The sequence below is a fragment of the uncultured Tyzzerella sp. genome (assembly GCF_963558545.1).
In the GTDB taxonomy this organism is placed as follows: Bacteria; Bacillota; Clostridia; order Lachnospirales; family CAG-274; genus Tyzzerella.
In genome coordinates this window covers 1-14,148 of sequence record NZ_CAUWHO010000053.1, presented here as the reverse complement: position 1 = coordinate 14,148, position 14,148 = coordinate 1, and the positions used below count along the sequence as shown (strand labels likewise).

Sequence of the window (14,148 nt, the reverse complement as noted above, 5' to 3'; positions counted from 1 at the left end):
TTATTAATATTAATTATATGTAAATTTTCACTATTATTTAGTTTTGTAAAATTATTTATATCTTTTACAATATTGTTTGTTTTATTAAAAAATACTTTTATGTTATCAAATTCATCGTATTTATTGCTATTAATAATAACTTTAGATGTTTTGTCTTCAAAAATTCCACATATAATATATTCTTTGTCATTTATAAATATTTTACTCCCTATTATGTCTTGTTTATTAAAAGTATTATAAGCTAAGTTATTGCTAATATATACTCCGTTTTTTTCAAAATAAGGTTTATATAATACATTCTCTTTAGGAAATATTTTTTTAGGGTTACCAAAAACTTTTACTAATTTAGTTTTCTCATATTTGTTATTAAATAATATATCAACTTCTCCTTCATTAGATAAAGCAATAATATCTTTTACCCCCTGTTTTTTTTGTAAAACATTTTTTATAAAATCCTCATTAGGCTTATTTTCTAAAAAAGATATATCCACTATATTTTCAAACTGCTTTAATTTATCAAGGGTATAACCAGCATAAAAATAAGTTATAAGTGATATAAGAATAATAAAGTAATAAAATATTTTTTTCATTTTCCACCTGCATAAACAATATTATAATATTATTTACTTCCCTATACTATTTATATTTTCTTTATTATACCATAAAAAGGCAAAATCATAAATATTTTTATGCTTTTGCCTTTTTATAATATAGTGGTTACTTTATATTTAAACTAAATTTATTTTTATTTCTTTTTGGTGGCCATAAAAACTTTTAATTTTTATAGTTGCTTCTGATTTATTATTTAAAACTTTTGATTTAACCCAAAATGAAATACTTCCACCTATAAGATTAATTCTAGTAGGTCCTATTACTTCTATATCACCTGTTACTTCTATATCAATAGAATCATTTATAAAAGGAATAATAGAGCCTAATTGGTCTATAGCTTCAACACTTATCCTAGCTGTATCTACTTTATCACAGTATAATTCATTTGTAGTAATGTTAGTTTTTATATCTTTATATACAGGGTGTGCTGCAAATTTTTTGCTAGCAACAACATTACCTTCTTTATCATATCCTATAAATTCTGCGTCTGTCCAGCTAGCACCCCATTCTCCATTTAAAGCATTAACTACAATTGGAGGATTTTTTAAACCACTTAGCTTATCATCTAAATTTTTTTCTTCCCTTTTAAATACCCCTTTACTCTCACCATCAAGCTTAAGCTCTATACTATCACAATTAGTAAATACATATATAGGAAAAACTATACCTATTTCCCTTTCTCCTCTAGTCCAGTAAGTTAAAGGCTCTAGTACAATTTCATCTTCCACATCTTTTTGGCTTCTATACATATATGCTGCAAATTTTGGCATTCTAAACATATCCATAACACCGTGGTAACAGATTCTATCGCCACTACCAAAATCAAAATGTGTATTATAATCAAATGCACACCAACCAATAGCACCTAAAATTTCATCATCTAACCTAGCTTTGCTTTGAACTCTACCGTGTCTTAATGCGTGCTCTACAAGTTTTTGCTCACAATCAAACTTTTTAGTAGGATATATATGTCCACAAAATTCTGTTATCATATAAGGAACAGGATAGTCTAATCCTGTAACAGTTTTTCTATCTCTAAGTACAATATCTTTTCCACAATGAGCAAAATCATTCATTGTGTAAATTTCTTCTAAAAGTTGGCTATTTTCATAGCATCTAACTCCAGATGTAAGTCTAGTATCATCTAATTCTTTTGCTAGTTTATTAGTTTTTGTATATAATTCTTCATCATCACCAGATTCATTTATTCTAACACCCCAAGTTAAAATACTTGGATGGTTGTAATCTCTTTCTATCATACCTTTTACATCATCTAAAACTTGTTTTCTCCAAGGTTCTTCTTTACTAATGTGTTGCCAACCTGGTATTTCTTCTAATACTAACAAACCAATTTCATCACATTTATCTAAGAAATATGTAGATTGAGGGTAATGCGAACATCTAACAGTATTTAACCCTAAAGTTTCTTTTAGTATAATAGCGTCTTCTTCTTGAGCTCTTTTAGGCATAGCATATCCAACATAAGGGAAACTTTGGTGCCTGTTTAAGCCTATTAAATCTATTTTTTCTCCATTTATAAATACACCCTCTGGCACTATTTTTAAATCTCTAAACCCAACTTTTATTGTAGCACCATCATTAGATGTACTACCTACTAATGATGTATTACATATATTCATTTTAGGACTTTTTATAGACCACAATTCTACACTTTCTATAATAGTTTCTTCTAAATTATATCTATTAATACCTTTTTCTGCACTAATATTAGTTTCTACTTTAGTACCTAAAACTTCATAGCATACTTTTATATCTTCTCCATTTAAAGAATCTATTTCTACAATAGGCATACATTTAACTTTTCCCGTTTTTCCATTATGCTCTATCACTTCATATTTAAAAAATAAATTTCTTATAAATGTATTATCTACCTCATATTGCCAAACATCTCTATATATACCACCAAAAGTAAGATAATCTACAATATACCCAAAAGGAGGTATATCTGTTCTTTCTGTCGAATCTACTTCTACAAAAATTTTATTTTCACCATCTTTAATATAATCTGTTATTTCCACAGTATGAGGTATATATCCACCTCTTCGTTCTTCTAGTTTGTTTCCATTAATAGATGGTGTAAAGGCTGTCATAACACCATCAAATTTTAAAAATATTCTTTTATTAGAATTTTTAATAGTTATATCATTTTCATAATAACTAATAAATTGGTACATTTTTTCGTCAAAATAGTTATAAGGTACTTCCTCACAAGTATGAGGAATGTTTACAACAACTTTATTGTCATCTTTATTTTTGGAATATTGCCATTGGTTGCTAATACAAATTTTATTACTAGAAATCATTATATCTTTCTCCTTTAACAAATATATAATTAGTAATTTTCATAATTTTAATTATGATTATAAACTATACTTATAACATTTTCAACCATATATACACATTATTTTATTTTTTTATATACATCTTTAATAATATAATCATTTAGTTATAGTATTTTTATCTATTTCTAACAAAAAAATGTTTAGAATCCCCAAACTCGCCAAAACCAACTTTTTCTCCAACGCTCATAACCCTACCTGTTAAACAATTTTTACATTTATCAGCATTATCATCTATGCAAGGCTTATTATCATATAATTGATATTTTTCTCTATAATCTTCTAAAGTAATAATAGGCATAAGTATATTAGCACCTGCTTTTATACCCTTTTCTCTTCCTAAAGGGTCTAATGCTTGTAAAGCAGTTGTTGCTGCAATATTTACATCTTTTAAAAATATTCTTGTAACAGCAATCATTTTAAGGCCTAAAAGAAATCTATATTTTTTATATTCTTCTGTATCTAAACCTTGCTCCAGTGCATATTTCCCTATAGGTGTATCTTTATGGACTATATAAGGCCCCATACCTATCATATCAATGTCCATATCCTTAAAAAATATAATGTCATTTGCTAAATCTTCTATTGTCTGGTTAGGTATTCCCATCATTACGCCAGTACCAACTTGATACCCTATTTTTCTAAGAGATTTTAAACATTCTACTCTCGTATCAAAAGAATGCAAATCATTTTGAGGGTGTATATTTTTATATAAATCTTTATTAGTAGTTTCTATTCTTAATAAGTACCTATGCCCACCAGCTTCAAACCATCTTTTATAAACTTCTTCACTTTGTTCGCCCATACATAAAGTCATACCTAAGTTACCACCAGAAAAATCTTTTATAGACTGTATAACATCTGTAACAAAATCTACAAATTTACTATCTGTTCTTTCTCCAGATTGTAAAGTTATAGACCCATATTCGTTATCAAAGGCCCACTTAGCCATTTTTAGCACTTCTTCTTTATTCATATCAAATCTATCTACTAAACTATTGCTTTTTCTAATACCACAATATTTACAATCTTTTATGCAATAATTAGAAAATTCTATAAGCCCTCTATAATGAGATACTCTACCTATATATTTTTCCTTTACAGAATATGCCTTTTTAAATAATTTATTAAGTTCTTCTTCTTTTTCTATAGATAAAAGAGCTACTAAATCATCTTTTGTAAGTTCTTCTTTTTCTAATATTTTATCTATCAAAAAATTCATCTCTCTTCCTTTAAATATTTATTTTATCTAATATACCATTTAGATAAGCTATAATTATCCCATAATTAGTAACAGGTATGTTTTTATCCTTAGCCATATTTATCCTATTAAGAACATATTTTCTATTAAACATACAAGCACCACATTGTATTATTAAATCATAATTTTCTAAATCTTTTGGGAGGTTATCCCCTGTTACTACTGTTATGTTTATATCATTTCCAAATTTTTTTCTTAAAAGATTAGGTATCTTTTCTCTTCCAATATCTCCGTCTATTGCATTGTGTGTACAAGCTTCAGATATTATTATATTGGCACTTCCCTTTAGATTTTCTAAAATCTTTACACTTTCTAAGTAATAATGTATATCCCCTTTATATCCAGCAAATAAAACAGAAAATGAAGTTATTTTGCTTTCAGTAGGCTTTTGCTCATAAACTTCTTTAAAAATTTGAGAATCTGTTATTATTACATCTGGTGATTTTTTCAAACTATTTAAAGCATTTGATATATCTTTTAAAGATGTAGATAAAACTGTACATTTTTTATCTAGTAATTCCCTTAAAACTTGTACTTGTGGTAAAATAAGCCTACCTTTAGGTGCTTGCTTATCCTGTGGCATAACAAGTAAAACTACATCATTTTCTTTTACTAGCTCTCCTGTTATTTCCATTTCCATTTCATCTTTAAAATTACTCTTTATAGTGTATATTAAATCTTCAAATCCTATTTTTTCTTTACAACTTACAAGAATAGGATTTTTACCAAAGTCATTTAATATTTTTGTAGCTAATATATCTTGTTCTTTTATTATATCAATTTTATTTATTACACATATAAATGGTATCTCCAAATATTTAAATCTTTCAACCCATTTTTTTTCAATGGAAAAATCATCATCAGAAAAAACTAAAATAGCTAAGTCTGTCTTTAATAAAGCTATCTCTGTTTTTTCCATTCTTTCGTCAGATAAATATGTACTATCATCAAAACCTGCAGTATCAATTAATGTACAAGCACCTAAGCCTATTATTTCCATATTTTTATACACAGGGTCTGTAGTAGTACCCTCTTTATCAGAAACAATAGATAAATTTTGATTAGTTAAAAAATTTATTAAAGACGACTTTCCCGTATTAGTCCTTCCAAAAATAGCTATATGCTTTCTTTCCCCTTTTGGCACACTGTTCAATATATTTTCCCCTCTCTAAAATCTAAAGTCTTGGTTACCATCACACATTTCTTGTAAATATTTTGTAGTAATACATTTTACTTTTTCATTAGGTATATTTTTAAGCTCTTCTTCTATAACTTTATTAGCAATTCGCTTTGTGTTTTCTAAAGCATAGTTTTGTACATATTCTTTTAATGTAATTAAAGAGTTAGGATTACAACAGTTTACTATTTGCCCAGATTTAGCTAGCTGCATAAATCTATCTCCTGTTCTACCTTCTCTATAACAAGCTGTACAAAAACTAGGTACATACCCAAGTTTTAATAACCATTCTACAATTTCTTCTAAAGTTCTTTCATCAGTAATAGAAAATTGCTCTGTATTTTCTTCTGGTGCTGTTGTATACCCACCAACACTTGTTTTAGAGCCACCACTTATTTGAGAAACACCTATTTCTAAAGTTTTTTCCCTAACTTCTTGAGATTCTCTAGTAGATACAATAATTCCAACATAAGGCATAGTTATTCTTAAAATAGCAATTATCTTTTTAAACAGCTCATCAGATATAGCATCACTATATTCAGAGCTATCTACATTATTACCATCTTTTATTCTAGGGACACTAACTGTATGGGGCCCAACACCCATAGTTGCCTCCAAATGCTCTGCGTGCATTAAAAGTCCAACAAAATCATACCTATACATATTTAACCCAAATAAAACACCTATACCTACATCATCAAGCCCTGCCTCCATAGCTCTATCCATAGCCTCTGTATGATAATCATAATTATGTTTTGGTCCAAAAGGGTGTAGCTTTTCATAATTTTCTTTATTGTATGTTTCTTGAAATAATACATATGTTCCTATTTCTGCCTCTTTAAGCTTTTTATAGTTTTCAACAGAAGTTGCTGCTATATTAACATTTACCCTTCTTATAACACCATTTTTGTGTTTAACACTATATATAGTATTAATACTTTCTAAAACATAATCTATAGAATTATTAACAGGGTCTTCGCCTAGCTCTAGAGCTAATCTTTTATGCCCCATATCTTGCAAAGCTTTAACCTCATTTACTATTTCATCTTGTGTTAGTTTTCTTCTAGTAATATCTTTATTTTTATAATTATAAGAACAATATACACAACCGTTTACACAATAGTTAGAAAGATATATAGGTGCAAATAATACAACTCTTTTACCATATATTTTATTTTTTACATATTTAGCAAGATTATATATTTCTTCATTTAAATCTTCAAAAGGACACTCTAACAATAAAAGTGCTTCTCTATGGTCTATACCTTTTAAATTTTTAGCTTTTTCTAAAACATCATTTATAAGGTTTTTATTGTTTACATTTTCTTTAACCCATTCAATAGTTTGTAAAATCTCTTTATCATTTATAAACTCTTGAGCTTTTTTAGAATATTTATTATACACTTTAAGCCTCCTAAAATTATTAGTCTAAATAATATTGATTTACTAGTATATAAATATAATATCTTAAATAACAATATATATCAAGTTTTATTTCCATTTTAATATTTAAATATACACTATTAAAGCTCTATTGAAATATTTTCAATAGAGCTTAGATTTAAGACAAAATATTATTAAATCAAATTTTTTTCATTTTTATATCCTATTTATAGGGTATAAAAATTTTAATCACAATACGTGGCTTTGCCTCGGATTGTGTAAAAAGCTAGATTTCAAGTGGCTTTAGCCCTTGTGTGAAGAAATCAGCTTTTCTACCCTAGATTATATCAAAAAATAAACTTGTTATTTTTTTGAAGAGGTTGTAGACTTTGTCTACAACCTCAGCTCTATTGAAATATTTTCAATAGAGCTTTATACTATTAAATATACTTAATTAGTTTAAAAATAAAGTATCTATATCTACCTCTTTATCTATCATACCATTTTTTAACATAAAATCTGCCGTTTTTTGTAACCCTAATTTATCTTGTTCAGTTATTTCCAATGAAAAATCATATTTTGCATACATTTCTTTAACTGCACTTTCATCTAAATCTAAGTTTTTAGCAACAATAGATAAGCTTTCATCTAAATTATCATTTATGTATTTGTTAATTTCTTCTTGATAAGTATAAAATTTATCAACTATCTCTTTGTTATTTTCATAAAAATCTTGTCTTAATGCGACTACAATAATAGCATCTATTAATCCTTTTCCGTCAGTAATTAAATTATACCCTTGTAATCCGGCATTATAGGCAGATACCCCTGCAAGTAAAGCAGCGTCTACACTTCCACCTTCTAAAGCTGCATTTGCATCTCCAATAGACATATTAACATAGTTTACATCATCTATTGTTAAATTTTCTGTTTCTAAATATGCAACTAAAAGCTCATGTAGGTTAGTTCCTGCTGGACCTGCAACAGTCTTTCCTACCAAATCTTTTGGAGATTTAATTGTATCATCTTTAGAATAAATAGTAAAAGATTCTGGCGAACGGCTATAAGTATTAAGTATTTTTATATCAGCATCGTTAGCAGCAGATAATATTACAGAAGATGCACCTACTGCATATAATATTTGAACATCTCCCGAAGCTAAAGCTTGTGTTTGGTCTGCACCAGATAAAATTTCTGCATATTCAACAGAAATTCCATCTTCTTTAAATTTTTCTGTAAATATTTGCTTTTCTTTATCTATTATAGATGGTACATTTAATGGTGATGTAACATATGTCATAGTAATTTTATCTAAGCTACTATTTTCCTTTTTTACACAGCCACTTAATGTAGCTGTCATTAATGTTGCTGCTAAAATAATAGAAAGTATTTTTTTCATAGTTTAACTCCTTTAAAATTTAATTTATCTAAAATTTCCTGTTTTATTAAAATATATTTCTCTTCTAATAAATTACGGCTTAATTGATTTTCTTCTATAACAAAGGTATCTTTTATATTTCCGTCTTCTAAGATTATTATTTTATCCCCAAGGCGTATAGCCTCATCTATACTATGTGTAACAAATAAAATACCACAATTACTTTTATTTTTTATCTTTAATAATTCATTTTGCATTTGCTCTCTAGTAAAGTAATCTAAAGCAGAAAAAGGCTCGTCCATTAAAATAAATGAAGGTTCAAATGCAAGGGCTCTCCCAATGGAAACACGTTGTTGCATTCCACCGGATAATTGTTGTATATTAGCCTTTTCAAAAGAAGATAAACCAACAGTATTAATTATTGATTTAATTTTTTCATCATCTATTTCTTCTTTATTTAATCCAAATTTAATATTTTTTTCAACATTTAACCAAGGCATTAGTCTAGGCTCCTGAAAAACATACGCCAGTTTTTCTATATTTTCATATTGTATATTTCCACAATCACATTTTTCTAGTCCACCCAAAATACGTAAAAGAGTTGTTTTTCCACAACCACTTTTACCCAATATTATAGTTATTTTATTTTCATCTATATTAAGGTTTATATTATTTAATACAACAATGTTTTTATTATCTATATTATATTTTTTAGAAACATTCATTATATTAATTCCACACACTTTTATTGCCTCCTCTTAAACATTTATTTATTATAAATGCAAACAATAAATCACATAAATATCCTACTATACCAATAGTAATAATACCTATAATAACTTTATCTGTTCTAGATAATTGTTGAGCAAATAAAATCATATGTCCAATACCTGTTGATGCTGCAATCATTTCTGCACCTATTATAGCTCGCCAACTATACCCTAAACCTATTCTCATTCCTATTAATATATCAGAAATAGCATAAGGAAGCGTTATTTTTATAAACTTTTTATACTTAGAATACCCAAATATATCTCCAACTTCAAGCAATTTTTTATCACATTCCTTAAATCCTTTAAGTATATTAAGATACATTGGAAAAAATGATGCAAGTATAATAATTATAATTTTTGTCATTTCTCCTATGCCATACCAAAGTATAAGTAATGGAATCATACTAAGTGGTGGAATATTTCTAAATAACTGTATTAAAAACTCATAATATTGGCTTAATGATTTTTTTAAAAAAGATATTACTGCTACAATAAATGCTAAAATAAAAGAAATAATATAACCTATTAAAACTCTTTTAAAGCTTATATAAATATCTTCAATAATCTCTCCAGATGTAACCATTTTAATAAAAGTATTAAATACTTTTAATGGTGGTGGTAAAATGTATGTATTAAAAATATCAATGCTACAAGTTATTTGCCATATTAAAACAATGCCTAATATTACTAATAATTGTTTAATAATTTTCATTTTCTACAACCCCATCACCATTATGACACCCATTATGGCAATATAACATTTCTATTATATCTAAACCTTCAAACTTTTTATTTTTAAAATAATTTTTTATATTTTCATCTCCAGATAAACTTTCCTTTCTAACATTAAGTTTATCAAAAAAACCAAGAGGTATAGGCGTACTTTTTAAAAAGTTTCCTTCTATATTATTATTTAAATATTTTAAAAACTCTAACCAAGTCATAAAAATTGTATTATCTAATAAAAGTTTATTACCCATTTCTTTTAATGATTTACAAGGTGTAATTATAATTTTTTCTCCATCTTTTAAATCTTCTCTTAGGCTAATTTCTCTTGCACAATGTATTAAAATTGGCTCTATATCTGGAAATATAATGTTTTCATTTTTATTAGTATTTTCTTTTACAACATCTACAGCTAAAGGACATCTCATATCAATAACTGTTGTATTTTTAGTATTTTTTATTGTACTATCATATTTTTCCATAACTACATTAGCCCAGTTATTATTAGTAAAAACTCTTGTATATCCATTTATTTTTAAAAAATTATTAAGAATATCTTTTTCATACATCTGGTCTGTAACAGGGTTTATTAATATATATTTCATATTATACTCCTTAAAATTATATGTTGTACCAAACTACATATTGTTAGTATAGTGTAACATAGTGATTTTGTCAACTATTTTATATTTGTGTATTTAATCAATTTTTTGAATACTCTGTATTCAAAAGCAGATATTCCTATATATTTTTATTCGTAAAAATTAATACAAACACCCCTATATAATTTTTCCTTTAAAAATATAAGTCATACCTTAATTGTATTTAATCAATTTTTTGAATACTCTGTATTCAAAAGCAGATATTCCTATATATTTTTATTCGTAAAAATTAATACAAACACCCCTATATAATTTTTCCTTTAAAAATATAAGTCATATCTTAATTGTATTTAATAAAAAAAGATAAGATAGCACCACATTATGCCTATTCTTATCTTTTTTATATATTGTTTAAAATATCATAAATTTAGTAAATAATATTTTAATTTAAAAAGGTATATATTTATAATTTTTTTAAATATATCAATCTTTAAAGTTTAAATTAAATAAATGATTTATAGGACCTGTTCCCTTTCCAAGATTAAGCATACACCTTAATGCACCAGAAATATAATCTTTAGCATTTTTAACTGCTTCGTCTAACATTTGACCCTTAGCAAGATTAGCCGCAATTGCACTAGATAGGCTACACCCTGTCCCGTGAGTATTTTTATTATCAATTTTTTCTCCATAAAACCACATAACTCCATTATTATATAATAAATCATCTGAGTTTTCAGTGCTATGCCCTCCTTTACAAAGTACGGCACATTTATATTTATCATATAAATTTTTTGAAGCATCTATCATATCATCTTTATTTTTTATTTTTATCCCTGTTAAAAGCTCAGCCTCTGGTATATTAGGTGTTATTATCCTTGCCAAAGGGAATAAATTTTCTTTTAAAAATGAAATTGCATTATCAGAGATTAATTTGCACCCACTTGTAGATATCATAACAGGGTCTACTACTATATTTTTTGCATTGTATTCTTTCAATTTTTCAACAATAACATTTAATATTTCTTGTGAAGATACCATACCTACTTTTACAGAATCTGGATATATATCATTAAAAACAGTATCTAGTTGTATTTTCATAAAATCTTCTGTTACATTTAAAATATCATAAACTCCTTGTGTATTTTGTGCCGTAAGAGCTGTTATAGCACTCATAGCATAAACACCGTTTGTTGTCATTGTTTTTATATCTGCTTGAATCCCTGCTCCACCGCTAGAGTCACTACCTGCTATTGTTAATGATACTTTCATAAATCCCTCCCAAAATTAATATTTAAAATTCTTTTTTATAAGACATTTCCCAAAAATTATATTCATATCTACTACAATTAATAAATATTTCTTCTAACTTTTTATATTTTTCCAATGTGCAGTTTTCGCCTAAATTATCTATAAGTTGTATAAGCTCATTAGTATCCTTTTCAAAAGTATCTGTGCAATATCCATCTATCCAATCATAATAAAAATTATCTTTTGAATAATTTTTACTTTTGGATAAACTTTCTCCTATTTCTTTATAGCTCCAAGAACAAGCTAAAACAGCAACTAATATATCAAGTATATCCCCACTATAACCTATCTCTATCATATATTTTGTATATGATGTATTATGTATAGATTTTTTTGTATTTTTAATTTCTTCTTCTGTTATTTTAAGTAAATTATTGTATCTATTATGAATTGTCATTTCACTATTTAATATATCATTTAATAAAAATGCCAATTTTTTCATAATTTGTTCATCACTAGCTTTTACTATGCCAAGAGCAAATACTTTTACATAGTCTAATAAATAAATATAATCTTGTATTAAATAAAATCTAAATTTATCTTTCTCTAAATTTCCTTCAGACATACCAATAATAAATGGGTGATTATAGTATGATTTCCATATATTTTGTGAAGCATTATAAAGTTTTTGTGTAAGTGTCAATTTTTCCAATATAACCCCTCCTATTAATTATAAATTTAACATTTCTTTTGATAGTTTTAGTAGTTCCATACATTCTTTTTCTATATTTTGTGCCGAAAATATTTGGGATATCATAGCTACGCCATCTACTTTTGTTTTAGCTAAGTCCATAATATTACTTTTATTTATACCACCAATAGCAACTACAGGAATTAAAACATTTTCACATATTAATTTCAATTGCTCTAATGAAACACATTTAGCATCAGGTTTAGTTTCTGTTTTAAATATAGCTCCAACACCAAGATAACTTGCCCCATTTTTTTCTGCAATGATAGCTTGTTCTATATTTTGAACAGAAACACCAATTATTTTATCATTTCCTAAGATTTTTCTAATATCTTTTATATCCCCATCATCTTGTCCTATATGTATTCCATCGGCATTAGATTTTACTGCAACTTCTATGTTATCATTAACTATAAATGGAATTTTATATGTATTACAAATCTCCCTTATCTTTATAGCCTCTTTTAAAAATAAGTCATTATCAAGGTTTTTTTCTCTAATTTGAACACAAGTAACTCCACCTTTTAAAGCATATTCCACCTGTTGCTCCAAAGTTTGATTTTTTAACCAACTACGGTCCGTTATAGCATAAAGTTGCATCATTTCTCTACTACATTTCATTTTAATCACCTTATTTAATATACTTTATATTTTGCCATTTTATCTAATTCCTCACCAGTTAAATTATATACAGAATCTATAATGTAATTTCTATAACTACTATTTCCACTATTATTATCCATTAATTTATATGCTTTTTCTCCACAAACGCCCATTGTACAAACTGCAGAAACAGTAGCTTCTAATGGATTTTCAGGATTTGCACTTACATATGCTGTTATCAAAGCGGATAATTGACACCCTGTACCTGTTACCTTACTCATCATAGGATTTCCATTAAAAATACAATAAGCCTTTTGAGAATCTGCTATAATATCAATAGCTCCTGTAATGGCTATAACAGCTCCTGTTTTTTCAGAAAACTTTTTAGCAAGGTTAACTGCCTCGTTAATATTTTCTTCTGTAACTGTATCTAAAATATTAGCGTCTACACCTTTTGTAATTGATGTATCATTTTCTAATGCTAAATTTTTAATTTCTGAAATATTGCCACGAATTACTGTAAATTTTATATCTTTAATAAGTCTATTAGCTGTACTTGTTCTAAGACTTGATGCACCTACACCAACTGGGTCAAGTACAACTATATGCCCAAGTTTATTAGACTGTACCCCTGCCTTGTACATAGATTCAATAACCCTAGTATTTAATGTACCTATATTAATATTTAACCCATTACAAATACTTGTTATCTCTTCTACCTCGTTAATATCATCAGCCATAATAGGCGATGCACCACAAGCAAGTAATATATTAGCACAATCATTTACTGTTACATAATTTGTAATATTATGTATAAGTGGGTTTATTTTTTTTACACTTTCAAGATAATCTTTTAACATTTTAATCTCCTATCTAAATTAAATAATTTTTTGATTACAACAATAAAAAGGGATACCTAATGCAAAGTATCCCTAAAAAATCATATTCTATCTATAATTATGACTTCCTACGGCAGCATTATCTGCATCAGGTAAAGGGTCGAAGTTAATTACTTCCTCTCAACTTGCCAGTACAAGCTCCCCTGTCAATTGTATAAATAAATGTTAACATCTATATTTAATATTGTCAATTATATTATTTAAAAATTATAAAATAACTAAGCTCTAATTTTTTTAAGTATTAATAATTTTTGCCCTGGATAGATTAAATCAGGATTTTCTATATCATTAAGCTTTACTATATCATCTACTGTTGTATTAAATTTTTTTGCTAAATCCCAAAGGGTATCGCCAGATTGTACAACATATGAT

At 26.7% G+C, this 14,148-nt stretch carries 14 protein-coding genes and 1 riboswitch; all 14 genes read right to left on the bottom strand.

Annotated elements, in window-relative coordinates; all coding sequences use genetic code 11:
* Positions 1-590 (bottom strand): ABC transporter permease (locus R5Z65_RS08350; RefSeq protein ID WP_317368474.1); only part of this gene is annotated, 590 nt, incomplete at its 3' end.
* A gap of 138 nt (positions 591-728) precedes the next feature.
* On the bottom strand, positions 729-2,936 hold the full coding sequence (locus tag R5Z65_RS08345) for a glycoside hydrolase family 2 TIM barrel-domain containing protein (RefSeq protein WP_317368473.1): 2,208 nt from the start codon (positions 2,934-2,936) through the stop codon (positions 729-731).
* 154 nt (positions 2,937-3,090) lie between these two features.
* A complete protein-coding gene (hydE, locus tag R5Z65_RS08340; protein WP_317368471.1) occupies positions 3,091-4,194 on the bottom strand; it encodes a [FeFe] hydrogenase H-cluster radical SAM maturase HydE in 1,104 nt (367 codons plus the stop codon).
* Positions 4,195-4,204: 10 nt separating this feature from the next.
* The gene (hydF, locus tag R5Z65_RS08335; protein ID WP_331678031.1) at positions 4,205-5,377 is read right to left on the bottom strand and encodes a [FeFe] hydrogenase H-cluster maturation GTPase HydF; all 1,173 of its coding nucleotides are present in this window, start codon (positions 5,375-5,377) and stop codon (positions 4,205-4,207) included.
* A 24-nt stretch (positions 5,378-5,401) separates the two neighbouring features.
* Positions 5,402-6,814: a [FeFe] hydrogenase H-cluster radical SAM maturase HydG gene (gene hydG, locus R5Z65_RS08330; RefSeq protein WP_317368466.1), complete on the bottom strand. Its 1,413-nt coding sequence runs from the start codon at positions 6,812-6,814 to the stop codon at positions 5,402-5,404.
* A gap of 433 nt (positions 6,815-7,247) precedes the next feature.
* Complete coding sequence (locus R5Z65_RS08325) at positions 7,248-8,192, bottom strand: NrtA/SsuA/CpmA family ABC transporter substrate-binding protein (protein ID WP_317368465.1); 945 nt, start codon at positions 8,190-8,192, stop codon at positions 7,248-7,250.
* Complete coding sequence (locus R5Z65_RS08320) at positions 8,189-8,914, bottom strand: ABC transporter ATP-binding protein (RefSeq protein WP_317368464.1); 726 nt, start codon at positions 8,912-8,914, stop codon at positions 8,189-8,191. The genes R5Z65_RS08325 and R5Z65_RS08320 overlap by 4 nt, the downstream gene beginning before the upstream one ends.
* On the bottom strand, positions 8,901-9,656 hold the full coding sequence (locus R5Z65_RS08315) for an ABC transporter permease (RefSeq protein ID WP_317368461.1): 756 nt from the start codon (positions 9,654-9,656) through the stop codon (positions 8,901-8,903). Before R5Z65_RS08315 ends, R5Z65_RS08320 begins: the two co-directional genes overlap by 14 nt.
* Complete coding sequence (locus tag R5Z65_RS08310) at positions 9,643-10,275, bottom strand: hypothetical protein (protein ID WP_317368459.1); 633 nt, start codon at positions 10,273-10,275, stop codon at positions 9,643-9,645. The genes R5Z65_RS08315 and R5Z65_RS08310 overlap by 14 nt, the downstream gene beginning before the upstream one ends.
* A 480-nt stretch (positions 10,276-10,755) precedes the next feature.
* Positions 10,756-11,544, bottom strand: coding sequence for a bifunctional hydroxymethylpyrimidine kinase/phosphomethylpyrimidine kinase (gene thiD / locus R5Z65_RS08305; RefSeq protein WP_317368458.1), 789 nt, complete (start codon positions 11,542-11,544; stop codon positions 10,756-10,758).
* 22 nt (positions 11,545-11,566) lie between these two features.
* Positions 11,567-12,235 (bottom strand): thiaminase II, encoded by a 669-nt coding sequence (gene tenA, locus R5Z65_RS08300; RefSeq protein WP_317368456.1) that lies wholly within the window; start codon positions 12,233-12,235, stop codon positions 11,567-11,569.
* A gap of 18 nt (positions 12,236-12,253) precedes the next feature.
* Positions 12,254-12,895 carry a thiamine phosphate synthase gene (gene thiE / locus R5Z65_RS08295; protein WP_317368453.1) on the bottom strand — a complete coding sequence of 214 codons (642 nt, stop codon included), beginning with the start codon at positions 12,893-12,895 and terminating at the stop codon, positions 12,254-12,256.
* A 14-nt stretch (positions 12,896-12,909) separates the two neighbouring features.
* A complete protein-coding gene (gene thiM, locus R5Z65_RS08290) occupies positions 12,910-13,737 on the bottom strand; it encodes a hydroxyethylthiazole kinase (RefSeq protein WP_317368451.1) in 828 nt (275 codons plus the stop codon).
* 87 nt (positions 13,738-13,824) lie between these two features.
* Positions 13,825-13,931: riboswitch (TPP riboswitch) on the bottom strand.
* Positions 13,932-13,994: 63 nt separating this feature from the next.
* Positions 13,995-14,148: LysM domain-containing protein (locus R5Z65_RS10240; RefSeq protein WP_317368475.1), on the bottom strand; the 154-nt coding region annotated here is incomplete at its 5' end.